General features: G+C 27.9%; 18 protein-coding genes. 16 read left to right on the plus strand and 2 right to left on the minus strand.

Annotated features, from left to right (window positions below; genetic code table 11):
• The first annotated feature begins 50 nt into the window (after positions 1–50).
• The 10 genes from BLT70_RS10115 to BLT70_RS10160 all read left to right on the plus strand — a co-directional run bounded on the left by BLT70_RS10115 (position 51) and on the right by BLT70_RS10160 (position 12,079).
• A complete protein-coding gene (locus BLT70_RS10115; protein WP_091894071.1) occupies positions 51–1,301 on the plus strand; it encodes an efflux RND transporter periplasmic adaptor subunit in 1,251 nt (416 codons plus the stop codon).
• Positions 1,298–2,653: an ABC transporter permease gene (locus tag BLT70_RS10120; protein WP_231962674.1), complete on the plus strand. Its 1,356-nt coding sequence runs from the start codon at positions 1,298–1,300 to the stop codon at positions 2,651–2,653. The genes BLT70_RS10115 and BLT70_RS10120 overlap by 4 nt, the downstream gene beginning before the upstream one ends.
• A gap of 71 nt (positions 2,654–2,724) precedes the next feature.
• Positions 2,725–4,182, plus strand: a complete 1,458-nt coding sequence (locus BLT70_RS10125; RefSeq protein WP_091894073.1) for a TolC family protein — start codon at positions 2,725–2,727, stop codon at positions 4,180–4,182.
• Positions 4,183–4,249: 67 nt separating this feature from the next.
• The gene (locus BLT70_RS10130; protein ID WP_091894075.1) at positions 4,250–6,628 is read left to right on the plus strand and encodes a TonB-dependent receptor; all 2,379 of its coding nucleotides are present in this window, start codon (positions 4,250–4,252) and stop codon (positions 6,626–6,628) included.
• Positions 6,629–6,632: 4 nt separating this feature from the next.
• The gene (locus BLT70_RS10135) at positions 6,633–7,463 is read left to right on the plus strand and encodes a DUF4249 family protein (RefSeq protein ID WP_091894077.1); all 831 of its coding nucleotides are present in this window, start codon (positions 6,633–6,635) and stop codon (positions 7,461–7,463) included.
• A gap of 36 nt (positions 7,464–7,499) precedes the next feature.
• Entirely contained in the window at positions 7,500–8,408 is a 909-nt protein-coding gene (locus BLT70_RS10140; protein ID WP_091894079.1) for a hypothetical protein, read from the plus strand.
• A gap of 108 nt (positions 8,409–8,516) precedes the next feature.
• Positions 8,517–9,329: an N-acetylmuramic acid 6-phosphate etherase gene (gene murQ / locus BLT70_RS10145; RefSeq protein ID WP_091894080.1), complete on the plus strand. Its 813-nt coding sequence runs from the start codon at positions 8,517–8,519 to the stop codon at positions 9,327–9,329.
• Complete coding sequence (locus tag BLT70_RS10150) at positions 9,326–9,571, plus strand: DUF6095 family protein (RefSeq protein WP_091894082.1); 246 nt, start codon at positions 9,326–9,328, stop codon at positions 9,569–9,571. Before murQ ends, BLT70_RS10150 begins: the two co-directional genes overlap by 4 nt.
• A gap of 53 nt (positions 9,572–9,624) precedes the next feature.
• The gene (locus BLT70_RS10155; protein WP_091894084.1) at positions 9,625–10,638 is read left to right on the plus strand and encodes a DUF6695 family protein; all 1,014 of its coding nucleotides are present in this window, start codon (positions 9,625–9,627) and stop codon (positions 10,636–10,638) included.
• 409 nt (positions 10,639–11,047) lie between these two features.
• A complete protein-coding gene (locus tag BLT70_RS10160) occupies positions 11,048–12,079 on the plus strand; it encodes a hypothetical protein (RefSeq protein WP_091894086.1) in 1,032 nt (343 codons plus the stop codon).
• A gap of 969 nt (positions 12,080–13,048) precedes the next feature.
• On the opposite strand, the gene BLT70_RS10165 is transcribed toward BLT70_RS10160, so the two are convergent.
• Entirely contained in the window at positions 13,049–14,284 is a 1,236-nt protein-coding gene (locus tag BLT70_RS10165) for an ABC transporter permease (protein WP_091897610.1), read from the minus strand.
• Positions 14,285–14,339: 55 nt separating this feature from the next.
• Here BLT70_RS10165 and BLT70_RS10170 point away from each other — a divergent pair, with 55 nt between their 5' ends.
• Positions 14,340–15,530, plus strand: coding sequence for an exo-beta-N-acetylmuramidase NamZ domain-containing protein (locus tag BLT70_RS10170; protein ID WP_231962676.1), 1,191 nt, complete (start codon positions 14,340–14,342; stop codon positions 15,528–15,530).
• A gap of 2 nt (positions 15,531–15,532) precedes the next feature.
• Here BLT70_RS10170 and BLT70_RS10175 read toward each other — a convergent pair whose 3' ends face one another.
• The gene (locus BLT70_RS10175; RefSeq protein WP_091894090.1) at positions 15,533–16,057 is read right to left on the minus strand and encodes a YkgJ family cysteine cluster protein; all 525 of its coding nucleotides are present in this window, start codon (positions 16,055–16,057) and stop codon (positions 15,533–15,535) included.
• A gap of 89 nt (positions 16,058–16,146) precedes the next feature.
• Between BLT70_RS10175 and argS the strand changes: the two genes are divergently transcribed.
• The 5 genes from argS (at position 16,147) to BLT70_RS10200 (ending at position 25,312) form a co-directional block, all read left to right on the plus strand.
• The gene (gene argS / locus BLT70_RS10180) at positions 16,147–17,922 is read left to right on the plus strand and encodes an arginine--tRNA ligase (RefSeq protein ID WP_091894092.1); all 1,776 of its coding nucleotides are present in this window, start codon (positions 16,147–16,149) and stop codon (positions 17,920–17,922) included.
• A gap of 268 nt (positions 17,923–18,190) precedes the next feature.
• Positions 18,191–19,579 (plus strand): dihydrolipoyl dehydrogenase, encoded by a 1,389-nt coding sequence (gene lpdA, locus BLT70_RS10185; RefSeq protein ID WP_091894094.1) that lies wholly within the window; start codon positions 18,191–18,193, stop codon positions 19,577–19,579.
• A gap of 218 nt (positions 19,580–19,797) precedes the next feature.
• Entirely contained in the window at positions 19,798–20,820 is a 1,023-nt protein-coding gene (locus tag BLT70_RS10190; RefSeq protein ID WP_157691884.1) for a HEAT repeat domain-containing protein, read from the plus strand.
• Complete coding sequence (locus tag BLT70_RS10195) at positions 20,821–22,347, plus strand: glycosyltransferase (RefSeq protein ID WP_231962679.1); 1,527 nt, start codon at positions 20,821–20,823, stop codon at positions 22,345–22,347.
• A gap of 19 nt (positions 22,348–22,366) precedes the next feature.
• A complete protein-coding gene (locus BLT70_RS10200; RefSeq protein WP_091894098.1) occupies positions 22,367–25,312 on the plus strand; it encodes a tetratricopeptide repeat protein in 2,946 nt (981 codons plus the stop codon).
• Positions 25,313–25,319 lie beyond the last annotated feature (7 nt).

Genomic DNA, 25,319 nt, shown 5'->3' on the forward strand with positions numbered 1-25,319 from the left:
TTTAGCACTCTTTTTTCATTAGTTTTGGTTTCCAACAAACACTAAAACAAATGAATAAGAAAAAATTTGCTATAATTTCCATCATAATCATTGTAGGAACTTACTTAATTTATAATTATTTTTCCTCTTCTTCTGATGCTGATGCGTACTTAACAGCCAAAGTTACAAAAGGCACATTTGTAAACGAAGTATATATTTCTGGTGAAGCCCAATCTACAAGTTCAAAACAAATTAATGGACCAAGTAATGCTCAAAGATTTGGTTTATACAACATCAAAATTCAAGATTTAGTACCAGAAGGTACCGTTGTTAAAAAGGGTGACTATATAGGAAAACTAGATATGTCAGAACTTAATGGTAAAATTCTTGATGCACAATTAAATTTAGAAAAAGCAGAATCTAAATACACTCAACAACAATTAGATACAACACTTACTTTAAAACAAGAACGTAATTCTATTAAAGATCTATTATTTGATATTGAAGAAAACAAATTAGAATTTAAACAATCTCAATTTGAAGCTCCAGGAGTAATCAGACAACTAGAAATTAAAATAGAAAAATATGAACGCGATTTAAAAGAAAAAAAAGAAGACTACTCAATTAAAAAAAATCAGGCAAATGCTAAAATGATTGAAGTAGGTACAGAAGTTTCTAAGATCAGAAAAAAGATATCAGACTTAATGGATTTGCAAAAAAAATTCACAATCTTTTCTGAAGACGATGGTATGGTTACTTATGTTAAAGAATGGAATGGAACTAAGAAAAAAGTTGGTTCTACAATATCGCCTTGGGAACCTGCAATTGCTAGTTTACCAGATTTAAACAAAATGGAATCTAAAACATATAGTAACGAAGTTGATATTAGAAAAATAAAAAAAGGACTTATAACTAAAATTGGTTTTGATGCTTTTCCTGATATAGAAATAGAAGGTGTTGTTACAGAAGTTGCTAATGTTGGCGAAACTAGAGCTGGTTCTGATATTAAATTGTTTCAAGTATTAATTAAACTTAACGAAACAAATGAAAATATTAGACCAGGAATGACAACTGCTAATAAAATTCTTACAAAAAAAATAGAAGATGTTTTAATGATACCTTTAGAAGCCATTTTTGCTAAAGATTCCATAAGTTACACTTATGTAAAAACAGGATTATCTATCGAAAAAAAACAAGTGGAATTAGGTTTATCTAATAATGAAGTTATAATTATAAATAAAGGTTTAAACGTAGATGATATTGTTTACCTAAACAAACCAGAAGATTTAGAAAATAAAAGTATAACACCTTTGCAAAAATGATTATAAGCAAAATACTTTTAGAAAAATTAATCTCTAATTTTACAGAAGCTTTCTGGTTTATTAAAACAAATAAAGTTAGAACCTTCTTAACAGCATTAGGTATTATTTTTGGTGTTGCATCTGTAATTACAATGCTAGCAATTGGTAACGGAGCAGAAAAAGAAATATTATCTCAATTAGAATTAGTTGGTGTAAATAACATTGTGGTAACACCAATACCTGATGAAAAAAAAGAGAATGAAAATGATAATGAAGATGAAAGTAGTAAAACAGAAAATAAAAGATTTTCTAAAGGATTAGATATCTTAGATGCAGAAAGTATTCAAAAAAATATTCCTAGTGTAAAGATTGTTAGTCCAGAAATAATACTAAACACGTATGTTATTAATAACGGAAGACAACTGCCTGTTAAACTTGTGGGAATTACACCTAACTTTTTAGAATCAACAAATATTGAATTAGAAAAAGGAAAATCATTCTCTAAATATCAAATTAAAAATGCTTTACCTGTTTGTATCGTTGGTAAAAAAGTTGAAAAAAAACTATTTACAGGAGAAAGTGCTTTAGGCAAACATATAAAAGTTAAAGATGTTTGGTTGCAAATAATTGGCGTAATAGAAGAAAAATTAATTTCTGATAAAGCTCAAGAAAATTTAGGCATAAGAGATTTAAACGAAGATATTTACATACCTACAAATACATTTTTGGTTAGATATAAAGATCGAAAAATAATTGTTGATGATGTTAATGTTAGAAACACAAATCAAAACGGACCAAAAAAGAAAAACTTAAGAGGTAATTATCATCAAATTGATAAATTAACTATTCAGGTTACAAATTCGAATGAATTAAAAGCTACTGCAGAAGTTTTGAGTAAAATGCTTAAACGAAGACATAATGATGTTTTAGATTTTGAAATTACGATACCAATTCAACTTTTAAAACAACAACAAAAAACAAAACAAATTTTCAATATTGTATTAAGCATAATTGCAGGAATATCACTACTTATTGGTGGTATAGGAATTATGAATATTATGCTTGCATCCGTATTAGAGAGAACCAAAGAAATAGGAATAATTCGTGCTCTTGGCGCAACTGAAGAAGATGTTGTTTTACAATTTTTATCAGAGTCTGTTCTTATTAGTGTTGGCGGAGGAATTGTTGGAATTATTTTAGGCATTATTGGAGCCTATGTTATTGAAGCTTTTTCTGGTATAGAAACAGTATTATCTTTAACATCAATTTTCGCTTCCTTTTTTATTGCTGTGATGGTTGGCCTAACTTTTGGAATATTTCCTGCAAAAGCAGCAGCAAAAAAAAGACCTATTGAAGCATTAAGATCAGAATAAAAAATGAATGTTAAAAATTTAGTTTTGACATATAAATTGTAATAAAATACTCTTTTAAAAAATTAAAATTAATGAAAAAGTTACTAATACCATTTTGTTTATTTCTATCATTTACAATTTTTAGTCAAAGACAAATAACACTAGAAGAAGCAATTACAATTGCACAAAAAAATTCTCCTGATTACAAAACACTTCTTAATCAAAATGAAGCTAGTTATTGGAGATTTGTAAATTACAAAGCTAGTTTTTTACCCCAATTACGTTTAGATGCTACTTTACCTCAATATTCAAACGCGGTAAATAGAATGACAAATGATAATGGACAAGATATTTTTGTTAGATCTAATCAATCTAGAATTGATGGTAGTTTATCTTTAAATCAGAATATTCCATTAACTGGTGGTACTATTTCTTTTAGCACGCAAGTAGAAAGAGTTAGTGTTTTTGGCGATAATGCTTCAACGGGTTATGCTGTTGTACCTTTTTCTATAAATTATAGACAAAATTCTCTTTTCTATAATCAGTATAAATGGAATAAAAAAATAGAGCCTTTAATATATGAAGAAGCGAAAAGAGATTTTATTGAAAATATGGAACAAATTTCATACAACACTTCTTTAAAATATTTTGCATTATTAAAAGCGCAAGTTCAAACTTTAATTGCAAAATCTAATTTATCTAATCAAGATACTTTATTTCAAATTTCTAAAGGGAGATTTAAAATGGGAAAAATAGCAGAAAATGATTTACTTCAAATAGAACTTTCTGTATTAAACTCTAAAAATGATGTAACAACAAATGAAATAAATTTTAAAAGAACGTCTCAAAATTTATCTAGATATTTATCATTAGATACAGAAAGTATTTTATTAAATATTCCAGAAGAATTATCAACCTTTACTGTTACAGTAGAAAAAGCGTTAGAAGAAGCAAAAGAAAACAGAAAAGCTGTTATAGAATTTAGAAGAAAACGCTTAGAAGCAGAACAAGATGTTGCAGAAGTAAAAGGCAGCAATAGGTTACAATTAAGTTTAAATGCTAATTTTGGAATTTCTCAGCAAGGTGCAGTTTTTAACGATTTATTTCAAGACTATAATCAACAACAAAATGTATCATTATCTCTAGGAATACCTATTTTAGATTGGGGTGTTTCTAAATCTAAAAGAAAATTAGTAGAAGCAAATAAAGATTTAGTAAACACAAATATTGAGCAAGACGAACAAGAATTTGAACAAGAAATTTATCTTCATGTTTTAAATTGGCAAAATCAGCGTAACTTTTTAGAAACAGCAAAAAAGGCGCAAGAAATTGCTGTAAGAAGATATGAAATTACTAAAAAAAGGTTTGTTCTTGGTAAAATTACAATTACAGATTTAAATATAGCATTACAAGAAAAAGACAGTTCTGTATTACAATATTTAAATTCTTTAGAAAAATTTTGGATAGATTACTTCACTTTACGAAGATTAACTTTGTATGATTTTATAAAAAATAAAAAAATTGAAGTTGAAGATATAGTTTATAATTAATCAATTTTTAACATTATTAAACTGTATTTTTGTTGATTAAATAACCATTTATATTAAACAAAAAAATATGATTCAACTCAAAAAAATATTTTTTATACTTTTTCTTTTCTCATTATCTACTTTTAGTCAAGAGAAAACAACAATTAGTGGTTCTGTTTATGATGCTAATAATAATGAAACTTTATTTGGAGTTTCTATTTATTTTCCTGAATTAAACTCAGGAACCACAACAAATGAGTATGGCTTTTATTCCATTACAATACCTAAAGGAACTTATAAGATTCAAGTTAGTTATTTAGGATTTAGATCAATTTCAGAAACTATTAACTTATCAGAAAAAATAACAAAAAACTTTAAACTATCAGAAGAAACCGAAAGTTTAAATGAAATTATTATTGAAGGTAACATAGAAAAACTAAATGTTAAAACTCCACAAATGAGTGTTAACAAATTAACAGCTGCAACGATTAAAAAAATTCCTGTAGTTTTAGGTGAAGCAGATATTATTAAATCATTATTGCTCTTACCAGGTGTTACAAGTGCTGGTGAAGGCGCTTCTGGCTTTAATGTTAGAGGTGGCGCAGCTGATCAAAACTTAATTTTGTTAGATGAAGCAATTGTTTTTAACTCTTCTCATTTACTTGGTTTTTTCTCGGTATTTAATCCGGATGTAATTAAAGATGTAAAATTATATAAAGGTGGAATTCCTTCACGTTTTGGAGGAAGATTATCCTCTGTTTTAGATATTTATCAGAAAGAAGGAAATAGTAAAAATTTTAATTTAACGGGAGGAATTGGTTTAGTTTCTAGCAGATTATTAGCAGAAGGTCCAATTGTAAAAGAAAAAAGTTCCTTTGTTATTGGTGGACGAGCATCTTATGCACATTTATTTTTACCACTGTTTGATAATGATAACACAGCCTATTTTTATGATTTAAATACTAAAATAAATTACAGATTTAACGACAATAACAATGTTTTCTTATCCACTTATTTTGGAAAAGACATTTTTGGAATTAGTGATAACTTCGTTAATAAATACGGAAACAATGTTGTAAACTTACGTTGGAATCATTTATTTTCTGATAAAATATTTTCTAATCTTTCTGCAATATATTCTGATTATTTCTACGGGTTAATCCTCGATTTTGTTGGCTTTGAATGGGATTCTGGAATTACAAACTTCAACTTAAAATACGATTTTAAACATTATTTAAATGAAAATTTAAAACTGAGTTATGGAATCAATAATATTTACATCAAATTTAATCCAGGAGAAATTGTTCCAAATAGAGAAGATTCTGGTATACAATCAGAAAAATTAATTGACAAATATGCCAATGAATTTGCAGCATATTTAGAAGCAGAACATTCAATTAATAACAAACTTACCTTGCAATATGGCGCGCGTTTTAGCAACTTTACACGTTTAGGACAAGATGAATTAAATGTATATGCAAACGACAATCCTGTAATTTACAATTCGCAATTTAAAAAGTATGAATCTGCAGAAGCAACATCAACAGAATCATATAAAAGAAGCGATGTTCTTGCTACTTTTAACAATTTTGAGCCAAGACTTTCTATGTCTTATTTACTAAATGATGAAACTTCATTTAAATTAAGTTACAACAGAATGGCACAATATTTACACTTACTTTCCAACACGGCATCTCCTACTCCATTAGATGTTTGGGCGCCAAGTGGCAAATATATAAAGCCGCAATTACTAGATCAATTTGCTGCTGGTTATTTTAAATCTATCAAAAATGGAGATTATTCTTTAGAAACAGAAGTTTTCTATAAAGACATTCAAAATCGAATCGATTATATTAATGGCGCCAACTTAGTTGCCAATAACGAAATTGAAACTGTTATTTTAAACGGACAAGCCAGAGCTTATGGTTTAGAGGTTTTATTTAAAAAAAATGAAGGAAATTTTAAAGGCTGGCTTTCCTATACACTTTCTAAATCTGAACAAAAAACACCAGGAAGAACTGCTAGTGAACCAGGAATAAATCAAGGAGAATGGTATAATACCGCTTATGATAAAACGCACGATATTTCTTTAAATGCGAGTTATGAATTGTCTAAAAAATGGATGTTTAACGCCAACTTTTTGTTTCAAACTGGGCAGCCAACAAATTATCCTGTAGGACAATATGAATTTCAAGGTTTAAATGTACCAATTTATGATGACAATAGAAGAAATGCAGATCGATTGCCAGCTTATCACAGACTTGATATTTCGGCAACTTTAACTCCAGAAAGTAATAAAAATAGAAAATGGCAAGGTGAGTGGGTTTTCGGAATATATAATTTATATGGAAGACAAAATGCCGCTTCTATTAGTTTTAGTCAAAATCGAGAAACCTATAGAAATGAAGCTATTCAGACTTCAATTTTTGGCTTAGTACCTTCTGTTACTTATAATTTTAAATTTTAGAAAAATGAAAAAACTATATATACTTCCTATCTTATTCATCTTATTTTTTACAAGTTGCGAAAAAGTAATAGATGTTGACGTACCTTCAATTGAACCAAAATTAATTATTGACGCTTCTTTTGAAGTCTATTTTAATAGAAGCCCTGTAACTGCAAAAACGATTGTAAAATTATCGTCTTCTGCAGATTATTTTGATGAAACAATTCCTGCTGTTACAAGTGCAACAGTGTTTTTAACAGACGTATCTACAAATACAATTATTAATTTTTCGAACACAAATTCTGATGGGAATTACGAACCTATAAACTCATTTATTCCTGCTGATGATACATCTTATGAATTAACTGTAATTTATAATAATGAAACCTATAAAGGATTTGCTACAAAAGTAAAATCTACACCTTTTACTGATGTTTATCAAGGAGATGAAACACTTTTTTCTGGCGAAGAAACAGAGTTAAAAGTATCTTTTTTTGATGAACCAATTGTAGAAAATTATTATTTATTTGATTTTTCAGAAAATCTATTTTTATCAATTGACGACCGATTTTTTGATGGTAATGATTATAATTTTTCTTTTTTTTATCAAGAAGATGAAATAGAATTACCTAATAGAGTTACCGTAAAAATGTCTGGAATTACGAAAGATTTTTATACTTTTTTTGAAATACTAAATAGTCAAAGTGGGCAAAATTCTGGAGGGCCTTTTCAATCTGTTCCTTCTTCATTGTTAGGTAATATGATTAACACAACGAATGAAGATAATTTTCCTTTGGGATATTTTCATATTTCAGAAACGGATACTTTTACGCTAGATTTGGTTGAGAAAAATTAGAACTATTTCATTTATTTCAAACTAAAATAAAAGAAAATGCATAAATACTTTATCATCATTTTTATATTTTTTATTTCTTGCAAAAAACAAAATAAGGAAACGATTTCCGAAAAAACCTCATCAAAAACAATAAAAACTACTGAATATGAATTAGTTAAATCTGATAAACAAAACGGATTACTAATTTTATTTCCTTGTTTTCCTTGCGATTTAGAAAACACAAAATCAGAATTTAATATTGCAGAAATAAGTAGTAAAAACGGAATTTCTGTGTTGTACATGAATTTTAATTTGCATTTATATTTAACAGAAACCGAAAAACAAGATTTAGCTAATTTATTAACAGAAACAATTCGTAAAGAAAAAATATCAGAAAAAAATATTTTTATTGGTGGTTTTTCTGGCGGTGGAAATGTGAGTTTATTAATTACTGATTATCTCATGAAATCTGAAAATCAAATTAAACCAAAAGGTGTTTTTATTGTCGATGCTCCTATTGATCTTTTAGCATTATATAGAGTGTCTGCAAAGAATTTAAAGCAGAACGTTTCTAAACCTGCGATACAAGAATCTACTTGGGTAATTCATCAATTTGATTCTATTTTTGGAAATCCATCCGATGGAATTAAACCGTACGAAAAAAACGCTCCATATACATTTGAATCAGAAAATATAGAAAATCTAACTGGCTTAAAAAACTTAAAAATTAGATTTTACACAGAACCAGATTTAGTTTGGTGGAAAAAAAGAGCAAATAATAAATATGAAGATTTAAATGCTTTTTATATTAAAAAGTTATCAGAAAAATTAAAATCAGAATTTGGAGAATCTAATATAGAATTGATAGAAACTCAAAATAAAGGCTATAGAGCAAATGGAGAAAGGCATCCTCATTCTTGGTCTATTATTGACAAAGAAGATTTTATAACATGGATTTTAGAGTAAAATCTAAATTAAATTTACTTCTTTATAACTGCAAAAACTTATGTATTTTACTTACAATACAAAGGCTTTAAAATCTATTCTTCATAAAAAAAATGTATTTTTGAATTCATGAAATTTATAAAAACTACCGAACAAGATTCGAAATACAATCATCTAGAAATGATGTCTGTATCTTCTATTTTAAGAAATATTAATAGTGAAGACAAAACTGTGCCTTTGGCTGTAGAAAAATCTTTGCCACAAATAACTAAGTTAACAGAACAAATAGTTAATAAACTAAAAATTGGTGGACGACTTTTTTACATTGGTGCAGGCACATCAGGAAGATTAGGCGTTTTAGACGCTTCAGAATGTCCGCCAACGTTTGGCGTTCCTCATGAATTGGTTGTTGGTTTAATTGCTGGTGGCGACTATGCCATTAGAAAAGCCGTTGAATTTGCCGAAGATTCTACAAATCAAGGTTGGTTGGATTTACAAGAACATTCAATTTCTAATAAAGATGTTGTTGTTGGCATTGCTGCTTCTGGCACAACGCCGTATGTAATTGCTGCTTTAGAAAAATGCAATGAACATAACATTATTACTGGTTGCATTTCTTGTAATGCAAATAGCCCGTTATCAAACACTGCTAAATTTCCTATTGATGTAGTTGTTGGATCAGAATTTGTGACAGGAAGTTCTAGAATGAAAGCTGGAACTGCACAAAAAATGGTTTTAAATATGCTTTCAACAGCAACGATGATTCAGTTAGGAAAAATAAAGGGCAATAAAATGGTTGACATGCAATTATCAAATAATAAATTAGTTGATAGAGGTGAAAAAATGTTAGTTAAAGAATTAAATATCGACCAAAAAGAAGCTAGTGAATTATTGCAAAAATTTGGAAGTGTTAGAAATGCTATTCAAAATTATAAAAAATGAGTACAGATTTAAATTTATTAAGCAAAGGGTTAATTAGGTTAGGTATTTTGATATTTCTATTTATCATTACGCCAATCATAATTACATTTGGTTTTAAAGCTTTAGATAAATTTACAGAAGCGCCAAAATTATATGTTGCCTATGCTATTATTTTTATTGGTGTAGCATTATTATTTTTTACCATGTACTTCGCATTTAAAACTTTTGGAATTATTAAAAACGCAATTTTCGACAATAACTAAAACATTAAAAAAAACTTATCTAAATTTCACATTTAGATAAAGAATAATTTTGAATGGAAAAAAGTGAATTAGAAAATGCAATTATAGTTATTTTATCTTATCCTGATACTGTTGTTAGACCTGCTTATTGGGAATCTTCAAGTAAATTTTGGCCAAAAATTGGCATTGGTAGCGAGCATGCAGTTCAAGCAGGACATGCTGCTTTATTGTTGATAAAAAAAAATGAATCTGAAATTAAATATTTCGATTTTGGTAGATATATAACTTCTTATGGAAATGGACGCGTTCGATCTGTAGCAACAGATCCTGAGCTTCATATTCCTTTAAAAGCCACGTTTAAAAATAATAAAATATCAAACTTAGACAACATTTTATTGTGGTTGGAAAAACATCCAGAAAAAACGCATGGAGAAGGCAGATTAATTGCAAGTATAAATGATGAAATAAACTACGATAATGCATTACAATTTATTCATAATTTAATTACTGAAAAAGAATATCCTTATGGCGCATTTATGAAAAAAGCCAGCAATTGTGCACGATTTGTTACTGATACACTTATCTATTCTTGTACAAATAAAAGGATTACTTTAAAGCTAAAAAGCTCTTATTTACTAACTCCAAGTCCTATTGGTAATACTTTAAAAGGGAAAACGGTTAAAGAAGTTTACAATGTAAAAAATCAAAAAATAGAGATTTATAAAAACAGATCTATTTTAAAAGAATACAATGCTGCTTTTTTTAAAAAATTTGATAATCAACTTAATTTAATCGGAACAGAATTACCAGATATTGAAACATTTAACTTACCAAAAGGCACTTGGTTATCTGGTATTGGCAGTGGCGCTTGGTTTCATATTGATGAGAAATTAGAAGATAAAAAATACAAAATTTCGAGACACGCTAAATGTGGTAAAAAAGATTTTGAAGGTTGTTTTACTGTAGATAATTCTTTTTTTGACATTACTAAAAATTATACATTTTTACACCCTTCAAACTGTAGGGAAATGTACATTAAACAAGGAGATAAAAAATTTATTTTCAAACAATTAAGAACTAATTTTTAGAGTATATTTTTCTATTTTACTATAAATGATAAATATTTATCAATTCTATAAATACTGATAAAAATAAAAAACAACTTAGATTAACTATTTTTAATAGTTCTAGGATTATGTTAGAATACTCATCATCAGAAATATTATTTAATAACTTAACTCCTCTTTTTAGACTTTTCTCAATGGCTTCGGTCATTTTCTAATTATTTCTTTATAAATCGTAAAAATATAGAAAATTATACTAGTTAATTATGTTTTTTTGAATACAAATAAAACACTATAAATCAGAAAAATACAATTAACATTATTTAAAACCTTTAAACCATTTCTAATTTTGGCACGCTCTTTGAAAATATTAAAAACAAATGCGGATGCCGAAAAGCAATTAGTGTAGGCAAAACCCTTAAAACCATATATTATGAAAAAAGGTATACTTATTTTAGTAGGAATGTTTATTATGACTACTACAGTTAAAGCTAAGACAAACTACGAATTACCTAACAAAATTGAGGCAAATTACACTTATAATAATGCTGTAAATTTTATTGAACACGGCATTGAGTTCTTTATTTTTACAAATGGTGATTTTGATTTTAACGCTCTTGAAAATGATACTTATTATGATTATAATGGCTCAAGAATTAAAAATAACAGCCGTTTAAGAATTGATAGAGATTACAGAGGTAGAATTACTAGAATAGAAAATATTTTTATTAATTATGATTATAGAGGAAATGTTTCTAGAGTTGGTTCTATTTTTATGAGATATTATAGAGATAGACTTACAAAAGTTGGCGATTTAAATATACGTTATGATAGATTTGGAAATCCTGCTTTTTACGGAAATGTAAGAGATTATTATTACAATAACGGAATAAGATTTAGTATAAATTTTGGTGATATTTTCGATTACAATAACGCATATTTTTATAGATCAGATTTTAGCAGAAACTACAATCGCTTTAGAGAAGATGCAAACTTTTATTACTACAAAGCAAACCCAAATGCTAAAATTGGTAAAAGAAGTACTATCATAAAAAGAAGAAAACCAGCTTCAACTATTGGTAGAAATAGAGATATTAAAAGAAATTCTAATAATTCTTATAGAAAACCTACAAACGATAAAAGAACTGTAGTTGTAAAAGATACGAGAAGAAACACAACTCCAACTATTGATAGAAATATAGACAAAAGAAACTCTAATAATTCGTACAGAAAACCTACAAATGATAAAAGAACTGTAATTATAAAAGACACGAGAAGAAATACAACTTCAACGATTGATAGAAATACAGACAAAAGAAACTCTAATAATTCGTACAGAAAACCTACAAATGATAAAAGAACTGAAGTTATAAAAGATACAAGAAGAAGTACAACTCAAAAATTAGATAAAAAAACAGATAATAATTCTCGAAAGACAGAAACCACTAGAAAAAGAAGAAATTAAGTTTAGTTTAGTTTTATTAAAGTCCTATTGAAAAATAGGGCTTTTCTTTTTTAAGGAAAATACTAAATCGTCTATAAAATTATAAAAAAGGCTTTAAACCATAAAGAGTCTAAACTTAGTTCTGTTCATTTTTTTAAATAAAAAAACCGTTTAAAAAATTAATTTTAAACGGTTTAAATTTACAATTTATAAATTCCCCAACTTATAAAATATGTTTGTATAATTAAATACATATCAAAGAAACAATTTTATATGTCTTTAACGCAACGATTTCGTTGAATTGTAAATAAAGCTCTTTAAACGGTATATAAAACTCGTTGAATTTAAAAAATTGACAAAAAAAAGAGAATCGCCTAAAATATAAATCTTTAGACGACCTCGAACTAATATTAAAAAGTCCCCCAACTTATAAAATTAGTTTGCTATTAATTACACAACAAAGAAACTACTTATATCTATTCTATTTTTTAAATATCGTTCATATGCAAATCAATAACTTTGAAAAGACTAAAAATTCCGTTTAGTAAAAAGTAAATTAAATACCATTTTTTATTCCTTAAAATTGATTTATAAAGGGAATCATCAAAACAGTACTTTAAACAATTTCTTGGCTCTGAGTATACATCTAACTTATAAAAACGTATTTTTTGGGCGTTACCTAAAAAAGGTCGCGCTTTCATTACTCGCTTTTAACACTTTTTTTATTAAAGTGTTAAAGAGCTCAAACACGCCATTCAATCGCTAACGCAAATTTGCTACTAGTATAAAAAGTGTCTAAAAGTTTGTAAAAAGTCTGCGTTAGCGATTGTAGTGGCATCCTTTTTATGTAAACGGAATTTTTAAATAAAAGAATAAGTTTAAATGAATTCTAAATTTACAAATGAACTCTAAAATTTTATTCATAAAAAGATATAACGGAAAGCGCGCCGCTTGCGGAACGCCAAAATAAAAACAAGCTAGAAACTAAAATTAAGCAAACTTAATAGATTTAGAAGGCAGTATTTTTGTAATAATATAAGACGGAATTATCAGCATTAAAAAACATAAAAGTAAAGTACCAATATTTAACAGTAAAACAGCCGAAAAAGAGATGTAAACTGGCATTGTTGTTACATAATATGTTTCTGGATTCAAGGTAATTATCCCAAAATAATATTGAATAGATATAATTGATAAACCAATAACATTGCCCCAAAAAAGTCCTTTTAAAATTAAATAAGAAGCATTGTATAAAAATATTTTTCTAATACTTGTATTATTACTTCCTAAAGCTTTTAAAATACCAATCATTTGTACGCGTTCTAAAATTAAAACGAGCAAAGCAGTTATCATATTTATGCCTGCAATTAAAATCATAATGGCAATAATAAACCAAACATTATTATCAAAAAGTTCTATCCATTCAAACACATTAGGATATGCGTTTACAATACTTTTACTAGTTAAAGTAGCAGGTAATTCTAAATAAATTTCTTCTCTTTTTTTATCAACTTCGTTAAAATCATCAATGAGAACTTCAAAACCACCAACTTCATTTTCTGTCCATTTATTTAATTTCTGAACCTCTCTAATATCGCCAATCATCATGTTTTTATCAAACTGTAAAAAACCTGTATTGTAAATTCCAGAAATAATATATTTTTTGTTGGATGGTAATTTACTATTAGCTGTTTTAACAAAGGTTGATAAAATGGTATCGTTTAATTTTAGTTGCAAACGATTTACAACTGTTTCAGAAAGCAATACTTCTCTGGTTCTGTCTTGATTAAAATTAGGTACTTTACCAGCAACTAAATATTCTTTAAAAAAAGACCAGTCGTAATCTGTAGAAACTCCTTTAAAAATTATTCCTTCAAAATCTGTTTCTGTTCTTAAAATTCCTACTTTATTTGCAAAAACTTGAATATTTTTTATGCCATCAATATTTTTAAACTTCGGATAAAATTCTTGTTCTTTTTTTATAGGCGTTATAGAAACATCAGAATTATTGGCATCATAATTTACAATTTGAATATGACCTTTAAAACCAGCCATTTTATCGCGAATTTTATACTGCAATCCTGCGCCAGTTGCTACTGCAATTAGCATAATAATAATTCCTAACGCAATTGCTGTGATTGCAATTTTTATTATTGGCGACGAAATACTATTTTTATACTTTTTGCCAGCAATAATACGTTTGGCTATAAATAACTCGTAATTCAAATTGATGATAAATTTTAAACCTTTCAAAAGTACATATTTATGCTGGTTTTTAGCAATGAATTTTACCCTAATTTCTTGCGCTCAAAAACCAAATACAACAATTGAAAAAAATATAGTTAGTGCTTCCATTTTAAAAACTGGCGGAGAAAGAACTAATTTGTACCTTAATTTATTAAAAGGAAAAAATGTTGCAATTGTTGGCAATCAAACTTCAATTATTCAAACGACTTCAAAAAATAAAGTACAAAGACATTTGGTTGACAGCTTACTTTCTTTAGACATTAAAGTAAAAAAAGTATTTGCGCCAGAACATGGTTTTCGTGGAAAAGCTGATGCTGGAGAAATTGTAAAAAACGGAATTGACACAAAAACAGGTTTACCAATTATATCTTTATATGGAAAAAACAAAAAACCTTCTGCAGAACAATTAAAAAATATTGATGTTGTTGTTTTTGATATTCAAGATGTTGGTGCTCGTTTTTACACGTATATTTCTAGCTTACATTATGTAATGGAAGCTTGTGCAGAGCTTAAAATTCCGGTTATTATTTTAGATAGACCAAATCCTAATGGTCATTATATAGACGGACCAGTTTTAGAATTAGCTCATAAAAGTTTTGTTGGTATGCACAAAGTTCCTGTTGTTTACGGAATGACAATTGGCGAATATGGAAAAATGATTAATGGAGAAAAATGGTTAGAAAACGAAATTAAATGCGATTTAACTGTAATCCCTTTAGAAAATTATACACACAAAACAGAATATAGTTTACCTGTAAAACCATCGCCAAATTTACCAAACGATAAAAGTATTAACCTCTATCCTAGCCTTTGTTTTTTTGAAGGAACAACCGTTTCTGCAGGTCGAGGAACTGAAATGCAGTTCCAAATTGCAGGAAGTCCATATTTAAAATTAAAAAGATTTTATTTTGAATTTAAGCCAAAACCAAATAATGGCGCTAAATATCCAAAACATAAAGGTGAAATTTGCTATGGATATGATTTAAGAAATGAAGAAAAATTAACTAAAATTGAATTAAAATGGTTAATTGATTTTTATAAAGGTCATAAAAACTATGCTAAAGAAAAAGATTTTTTTAACACTTTCTTTACTAAATTAGCAGGAACAGAAAAACTACAAAAACAAATAGAACAAGGTGTATCTGAAAAAGAAATTAGAAAAACCTGGACAAAAGATTTAAATGAATTTAAATTAATTAGAAATAAATATTTAATATATAAATAAATCTATTTTCTTTTTCTCTTTTCATTAGATTCTAAAGGAATACGTTTTTTTAACGCTTCAACAATATTATAAGTTGCCGGACAAATTGCCGTATTTGCAATTGTTAAGTCTGTAATTTGTATAAATTTCACTCTGTTAGTATGAGGATATTCTGCACACGCTTTTGGACGAACATCATAAATAAAACAAGTATTATCAGTTTCATCAAAAAAAGTACAAGGCGCCGATTTTAACACCATAAAATCATCTTCATCTCTTTGTAAATATTGACTAACAAAATCAACAACTTTCATTTTTAAGTGTTTAGAAATACGCTCAATATCCTTATCAATAAAAATAGGGCTTGACGTTTTACAGCAATTTCCACATGCTAAACAATCTGTTTTTTCAAACTCTTTATCATGCAATTCTTGCATTATATAATCTAAATTTTTAGGAGTTCTTTTCTTTAGATTCGTAAAATATTTTTTGCTTTCTTTTTTAGCTTGTTCAGCTAATTTAGGAAGCTCTTGTAAGCGTTTTTCCATTGCGCAAAAATACAAATAATAAGCTCTAAAAAACAGTAATGAAAAACAAATAAAATTATGTAATTTTGCAACTTAATTTTTAGGCGTACATGAACATTCAAAACACCATAGAAACCAAAGTAAAAGAAGGTTTTTTAGCTTTATATAATATCGAAATTCCATCAGTAGAATTTCAAGCAACTAGAAAAGAATTTGAAGGAGATATTACAGTTGTAGTTTTCCCTATGTTGCGTTTCAAGAAAGGAAACCCAGTACAAATAGGCGAAGATTTAGGAAAATATTTAGTAGAAAATGTAACAGAAATTACAAATTACAATGTTGTAAAAGGCTTTTTAAATTTAGTAATTGACGATGCTTTTTATACCAATTTCTTCAATACTATTTATTTGGATGCTAGTTTTGGTCTCGTTTTACCAAAGGCGGATGAAAAAGCCATTATGGTAGAATATTCATCGCCAAACACCAATAAACCCTTACATTTAGGTCATGTTCGTAATAATTTATTAGGCTATTCTGTTGCAGAAATTATAAAAGCAGCTGGTAAAAAAGTTTATAAAACTCAGATTATTAACGACAGAGGAATTCATATCTGTAAATCGATGTTGGCTTGGCAAAAATTCGGAAACGAAGAAACTCCAGAATCTTCAGGTTTAAAAGGCGATAAATTAGTTGGTAATTATTATGTAAAATTCGATCAAGAATATAAGAAAGAAATTTCTCAATTAATAGCCGAAGGAAAAACCGAAGAAGAAGCCAAAAAAGAAGCACCACTTTTAATAGAAGCTCAACAAATGCTTTTAAAATGGGAAGCTGGAGATGCTGAAATTGTTGCACTTTGGAAAGAAATGAATTCTTGGGTGTATAAAGGTTTTGAAGCCACCTATAAAAACATGGGGGTAGATTTTGACACTTTATATTATGAAAGCAATACTTATTTATTAGGCAAAGACGTTGTTAATCAAGGTTTAGAAAAAGGAGTTTTCTATAAAAAAGAAGATGGTTCTGTTTGGTGCGATTTAACGGACGATGGTTTAGACGAAAAAATTGTGTTACGTTCAGACGGAACAGCAGTTTATATGACTCAAGATATTGGAACTGCAATTCAGCGTGTAAAAGATTTCCCAGATGTTGGCGGAATGGTTTATACAGTTGGTAATGAACAAGATTATCATTTTCAAGTATTGTTTTTAATCTTAAAGAAATTAGGTTTCGATTGGGCAAAACAATTGCATCATTTAAGTTACGGAATGGTAGATTTACCTTCTGGAAAAATGAAATCGAGAGAAGGAACTGTTGTTGATGCTGATGATTTAATGATTGAAATGACAGATACTGCTAAAGAAATTTCTGAAGAATTAGGTAAATTAGAAGGGTATTCTGAGGAAGAAAAAGGAGATTTATACAAAACGATTGGTTTAGGAGCATTAAAATATTTTATTCTAAAAGTAGATCCTAAGAAAAGAATTTTATTTGACCCAAAATCATCTGTAGACTTTCAAGGTAATACAGGTCCTTTTATTCAATATACGTATGCACGAATTCAGTCTATAATAAGAAAAGCAGACTTTGATTTTTCAAAATCTGTTTCTATAGATTTACATGAAAAGGAAAAAGAATTATTAAAACAATTAGAATTATTTCCAGAAACGATACAACTCGCTGCTGCAAATTATTCACCAGCAATTATTGCAAACTATACCTATGATTTAGTAAAAGAATTTAATTCTTTTTATCAAAATGTTTCTATTTTAGGTGAAGAAATTCAAGATAAAAAAATATTTAGAGTTCAATTAGCTAATAAAGTTGCTGAGACTATAAAATCTGCATTTTCATTATTAGGAATTAAAGTTCCTGAGAGAATGTAAAATAGCTTGCAATTGCAGAAAACAGTTGGTTGTATAAACAAAAATTAGTAAATTAGCGCGTTAGGGATTGAAGTGGCATCCTTTTTAAACTGAACTTTTTTCAGTTTAAAAAGATAGAACGGAAAGCCTGTTAAAACGCCCAAAAAAAATATAACTTTTTTTATATAAAATTAAAGTTAGAATCGATAAATTTGCGATTCAAAATATTAAGTAGAATAAAACTATAGTTTATCATTATTTTAAACTTTAAACATAAAAAAAATTAAGAATGAAATACGACATCATTATTATTGGAAGTGGACCTGGAGGATATGTAACTGGAATTAGAGCATCACAATTAGGCTTTAAAGTTGCCATCATAGAAAAAGAATCTTTAGGTGGTATTTGCCTTAATTGGGGTTGTATACCAACAAAAGCATTGTTAAAATCTGCTCAAGTGTATGATTACTTAAAACATGTTGATGATTATGGTTTAAAAGCTGAAGCAATTGATAAAGATTTTGAAGCTGTTATTAAAAGAAGTCGTGGTGTTGCAGAAGGAATGAGCAAAGGTGTTGCTTTTTTAATGAAGAAAAATAAAATCGATATTATTAACGGTTTTGGTAAAATAAAAACTGGTAAAAAAGTAGATGTTACTGCAGAAGACGGAACGGTTACTGAATATAGTGCAGACAATATTATTATTGCAACTGGTGCGCGTTCTAGAGAATTACCAAACCTACCGCAAGATGGTAAAAAAGTAATTGGTTATAGACAAGCAATGAGTTTACCAAATCAACCAAAATCTATGATTATTGTAGGTTCTGGTGCAATTGGTGTTGAGTTTGCTCATTTTTATAATTCAATGGGAACTGATGTTACTATTGTAGAATTTATGCCAAATGTAGTACCTGTAGAAGATATTGATGTTTCTAAACAATTTGAGCGTTCTATTAAAAAATCTGGAATTAAAGTAATGACAAATTCTTCTGTTGAGTCTGTTGATACTTCTGGTGAAGGCGTTGTTGCTACTGTAAAAACTAAAAAAGGAGAAGAAACTTTAACCGCTGATATTTTATTATCTGCAGTTGGAATTAAATCGAACATAGAAAACATTGGTTTAGAAGATGTTGGAATTATAGTTGATAGAGATAAAATCTTAGTAAACGATTATTACCAAACAAATATACCTGGTTATTATGCTATTGGTGATGTTGTTCCTGGACAAGCATTAGCACACGTTGCTTCTGCAGAAGGAATTACTTGTGTTGAAAAATTAGCTGGTTTACATACAGAACCAATTGATTATGGAAATGTTCCTGGTTGTACATACGCTACTCCAGAAATAGCTTCTGTTGGTTTAACTGAAGCAAAAGCTTTAGAAGCTGGTTACGAATTAAAAGTTGGTAAATTTCCTTTTTCTGCATCAGGTAAAGCTAAAGCAGCTGGAACTCCTGATGGTTTTGTAAAAGTAATTTTTGATGCTAAGTATGGCGAATGGTTAGGTTGCCATATGATTGGTGCTGGAGTTACAGATATGATTGCTGAAGCAGTTTTGGGACGTAAGTTAGAAACAACTGGTCATGAAGTTTTAAAAACAATTCACCCTCACCCAACCATGAGTGAAGCAGTAATGGAAGCTGTTGCTGATGCTTATGATGAAGTCATTCACCTATAAAAATATACAATTCATAGAAATACAGCTGTATTTGGTGATTTTTTATTACTTTCGTCAAATATAATTACCTATCCCCAACTTAAGCAATTTAATATATATAATTCATTAAATAAATGAGCTTCGTTGAGTGGTTTCTTTCATTTGTCTATAAAATAAAGACATTTCCTCTAATTATACAAATAACTGTTGTTTTAACAGTGTTTTTTATAATTGCAACTTTGGCACTAGTAATTACTATATATACTATTAGAAGAAGGTACAATAAACTGCAGAAAAAACTTAAAGACAGTGTACCAGATATAATAGCTCTGTTTGAACAAATTTTGTTTACAGACAAAAAATTTTCTGAACAAGAAGTTTTTGATAGCTTTGAAGATATAGTTGGTAATGTTAATAGAGAATCTTTAGATATAGGTGTAGATGTCCTTGTACAATTTAAAAATGACGACAAAGAATCAGAAAAATACCCACTAATTATTAGTGCTTTAGGTATTGTAAGACACTTAGAAGAAAAGTTTGACTCTCGATCTAATAGTGAAAAAATGGATGCTTTTCAAGAAGCATTCGTTTTAGACTTAAATAGATTCGATTCTAAAATATTACAATATGCTTATAGTAAAAATAAAAGAATTAGAAGTGAAGCTAGAAACTCTTACTTAGCATTAAGCTCTAATGACCCTTATCGTTTTTTTGATGATTTTGAAGGAAATCTAACAAAATGGGATGAGATAGAATTAATGCAATACTTAAAACAACAAAATATTAGAGGTAATCTAGAGGGATTAGGTAAATGGATTAACTATTCTAAAAATGACTCATTAGTTATTTTTCTAATAAAAATGGTTGGCTTTTTTAAACAAAAAGGTATTGATGAAATTTTATTAGAAAAATTAGAAGATGATAATGCAAATATTAGAGCAGAATCTATATTATCATTAGGAGAGTTAGATATAAAAGAAACCGAAGATACACTTATTGAAAGATACTATACAGAGCCAGAAGTTTGTCAAGTAGCAATTGTAAAAACAATTAAAAAACTTAATACAGGTAAATCTTTAAGTTTTTTACAAGAAATATTTGGTGAAACAAATAATATAGATACAAAAAAAATTATTGCAGAAGCAATATTAAATTATAGCTATGAAGGACAAATTGCCTTTCAAACCCTAAAAAATTCATTAAAAGGATTTGATCTGTTAATTTTAAAACATATTGAAACTCCTTTAATAAAATATAAATAAATGTTTGATATTTTTGTAAAAGTTTACGAATACTTTATTTTTTTCTATGCAACTGCATTAATTCTTAGTTACCTAATATTATCTGTATTTTCATTTATAGCAATTAATAAATATAAAAGTTATAATACAGATATAGATGATGAAGAGTTATTAAATTCTAATCTTGCACCAGGTATATCGGTAATTGCACCTGCATATAATGAAGAAAAAACAATTATTATTAATGTAAAATCTTTACTTACATTAAACTACCCATTGTTTGAGGTAATTATTGTAAATGATGGTAGTAAAGATAAAACCTTAGATCTTTTAATTGAAGAATTCGAATTAGTTGAAGCACCTTTTGCTTATGTAGAGAAAATTAAATCGAAACCTTACAAAAGAACTTTTAAATCAGAAAACCCTAAGTATGAGATATTAACAGTTATTGATAAAGAAAATGGTGGTACAAAAGCAGATGCTTTTAATGCTGGCTTAAATGCTTCCGTTTTTCCATATTACTTAAACACAGATGTAGATTGTATTTTGGCAAGAAATACACTTACAAAAATGATTAAGCCTATTTTAAACTCTAAAGTAAGGGTTATTGCTGTAGGTGCAACTTTACGAATGTCTAATAACTGTGAAATTGATGAAGGAGTTATTACTAGGGTTAGACCACCAAAAGCACTAATACCTCGTTTTCAAGAATTAGAATATATTAGATCTTACCTATTAGGAAAAATGGGTTGGGAATTTATTAATTCTGTACCTAATGTATCTGGAGGTTTAGGTATGTTTGATAAAGAAATTGCCGTTAAAGCTGGTGGATATGGAGCTGATTCTCATGCAGAAGACATGGATATGTTAACTAGAATGGCAGCTCATATGATGAATAACAGAATGGACTATAAAATTGGTTATATACCACTTTCTTGTTGCTGGACAGAAGGTCCGCCAAATATTCAAATTTTAGGTAGACAACGTACAAGATGGGCCAGTGGATTGTTCCAAATGTTTAGTGATCACAGAAAGATTTTATTTAATCCTAGTTATAAAAGACTAGGATTAATCACGTTTCCATATATTTTTATTTTTGAATTTTTAGCTCCAATTATTGAAGCTTTTGGTATTCTTTTCTCAATATTTTTAGTGCTTTATGGTTATGTAAACTGGAGTTTTGCGCCTTTAATTTTGTTATACTCCTATACTTTTGCTATTATGATTTCATCAATAGTAATTATTTGGGATCAAATGACATTTAAATATTACAATACTACCAGAGAAGTAGTTACATTATTTATAACAGCAATTATTGAACCTATTTTATATCACCCAATGATTTTATTCTTTTCTTTAAAAGGATATTTTAGTTATATTACATCTAGAGAGCTTGCTTGGGGAACTATGACTAGACAAGGGTTTGATAATGAAGATAAGAAAAAGGATAATAATGATAAGCCTAATACAAATGAAAAAAAACAAAGTCTTTTTGATAGATTAAAAAAGAAAAAGAATTCGGCAGATTCTGATATCATTAAAACATAAAATTACCTCAATATTGAATATGAAAGTAAATAAATTTATATATATTTTTATTGTGATTGTTTTATCACAAATAAAAGTTTATGCTCAAGTATATGAATCTTCCGATTTATATTTTCAGGAAGCTAAGAAAGATATTGCTGAACAAAATTTTACGAAAGCAGCAAAAATGAGCTGGAGAGGTCTACAAATATCTCCAACAGATCAGGATTTAAAAACTATTTTAGGTGCTGCAAATTTACAATTAGGTAGATATGATACTGCAAGATACGTTTTAAGACAAGTTTATGATAAAAACAGAAAAAACACAACAGTTCTAAAATATCTGGTTAATATTGAGCAAACTACAAGAAGATATTCTGATGCTATTTGTTTTGTAAATGAACTTTTAGAAATAACCCCATACAGTAAAACTTGGTGGTTGCGTAAAATTGCAATTTATAAAGAGATGGGTAATTTTGAAGAAGCAGAAAGAGCTTTAAAAAGAATCTATCAAATATATCCAGAAGATACAGAGATAAAAGAGTCTTATAATTATATTATGATTGGCGATGGAAACAAAGCCTTAGAAGAAAAAAAATATGATGATGCTAATGAAATCTATAAAATTGTAATTGATAATAATCCTGAAAGTAAACAAGCATACTTAGGTATTATAAGAAACGAATTATTAAAAGGAAACCCAGAATCTGCATTACAATTTACAGATAGAGCTTTATTAGTAATGGAGCATGATAGACAATTAATAGAAAAAAAAATTGGTTTATTAGAACAATTAGGAAGGCACGCACAAGCAATTGCTTTTATAAACGACTCAAAACAGGTTCCTAAAGACAAGTTTCCAGATATTCATTCTATTACATTGCCTTACTTAATGCAACAAACTGCTGGTTTTAATGAGTTTAACGATCCGTATGAAACACATAAAAAATTAGTAGAGTTAAATGGTAATTCAGAATCTCAAGATTATGTTATCAAAAATGCTTTAGGAAAAGGATATGATGTTGATGCAGAATATTTTTTAACTAAAGCGATAAAGAAAAGTCCGAATAGTAAGAAATTATTAATTCAAGAGATGGAACTTTATAAACCCATTAAAACTGATGAAAATTATGAAAAAAAGGTTTTAGCATTGCATGAAAAATTTCCTAATGATGACGACATTACTTCTGCATACAATAATATTATGTACAATAGAGCAAAAGAATATGTTGGAGATAAACAATATGACATTGCACTACCAATGTTTGTAGAATTAGTTTCTTTTCCTGATTTTCAAGAAGTTGCAGAACAACAAATATTTGGAATTCTTTTATCTTTAGAAAGATATGATGAAGCTACAGATCAAATAGATAAATTAATTGGCTTGGATCCAGAAAATCCAGATTACCTTTTAAGAAAATCTACTTTGTATCAAAAAATGGAATTATATGATGATGCTTTAGACATTACCAGAAGTTTAGAGCAAAAATATCCTCTAAATTTAAGATATCCTGCTGTTTACGTACAACAAGTTGAAGAGTATGCAAGTTTTTTACTAAAAGAACAGCGAAATAGTCAAGCATTAGAAGTTATTGATGATGGGTTAACTAGAGAAAACAATAACAAAAGATTGTTAGATATGGCAATTAATGCATCTTCTGCAATTCCTGATTTTGAAAGAGGTATAAATTATAGCAAGAGTGCTTTGAGTTTTTATCCACAAAATAAAAACTTTAAATTAAAACTTTCTGGTCTACTTGCTCAAAATAAAGAATATGATGAAGCTATAGTTGTTTTAGATTCATTAAAAACAATTTATAAATACGATAGAACAATTAAAAATTCTTTAGCTGAAGTTTTATGGTTTAGAGCTAAAAATCAAGAGGAAGAAGGTTTAATCGACGAGGCTTTAGAAAATTATAATATGTCTGATTCTCTAAATCCTGCAGAAAACTATTCTTTACAAAGAATGATTAATTTATATATTGTTCAAAAACCTAATGATGAAGCTTTAGAAATTATAAATGAAAAAATAGAAAAATATCCTAATGATACTTTTTTAAAATATAAAAAAGGACTTGTATTTGAATTAATGAAGCAATATGATTCTGCTTATTATTATCAAAAATTTAGAGTTGTTGATGATCCTTTTGAAAGAAGTGAATGGAATTCTTCTTTAAGTATACTTAAAGCAGCAGAACTTAAAAACAAACTAGCTGCTTCTTTTACAAAAGCTACATCAGATTCTTTACCTTTTAGTACTTCTTTAGCAAGTTTAGCTTATTCTCATAAATATGATAATAAAAATACCTTTGGTGCAGATTTAAATTATGCTGCAAGAAGATCTGGTGTTGGTGTTCAAGGTGGTTTAAATTACTCAAGAATTATTAACCCAACATTATACGCTGATGTTGGTATTTTATTAGGATCAAAGTTTTTTCCTAAATTTATATTATATGGTAATGCATATAAAGAATTAAAAAACGGGTATGAAGCACAAGCAGGACTACGTTATTCTTATTTACAAAATAACTCTAGTTTTATAACCTTAAATCTTGGCGCGTCTAAAAACTGGGAAGACATTTGGCTAAATGCTAAATTACAGCTTATGTCTTCTTCTGGCTATTCTACTAGTGTAACTAATGCTATTACAGGATTTACTGATGTTGAGAATTATCCTGCAAATATGTATTTTAATTTTGCCACACAAACTAAAATAAATATTAATCCCAAACAAGATTATATAAGCTTTATAGTTTCTTTTGGTAGCGCTCCTTTTAACGATCAATTACCAGAAGGTGAAACTGCTTTATTAGATTTTTCTAATGTACTTGTTGGTGCTGGTTATGGACATAATATTTCTGCAAAAACATTGCTTTTATTAAATGGATCATGGATTAATTTTAAAAGTCCAATAACAGATAGCACTGCATTGGCTTATATTAATCAATATAATTTATCGGTATCAATAATAACAAAATTCTAAACATAAA

Source organism: Polaribacter sp. KT25b (assembly GCF_900105145.1).
Taxonomy (GTDB): Bacteria; Bacteroidota; Bacteroidia; order Flavobacteriales; family Flavobacteriaceae; genus Polaribacter.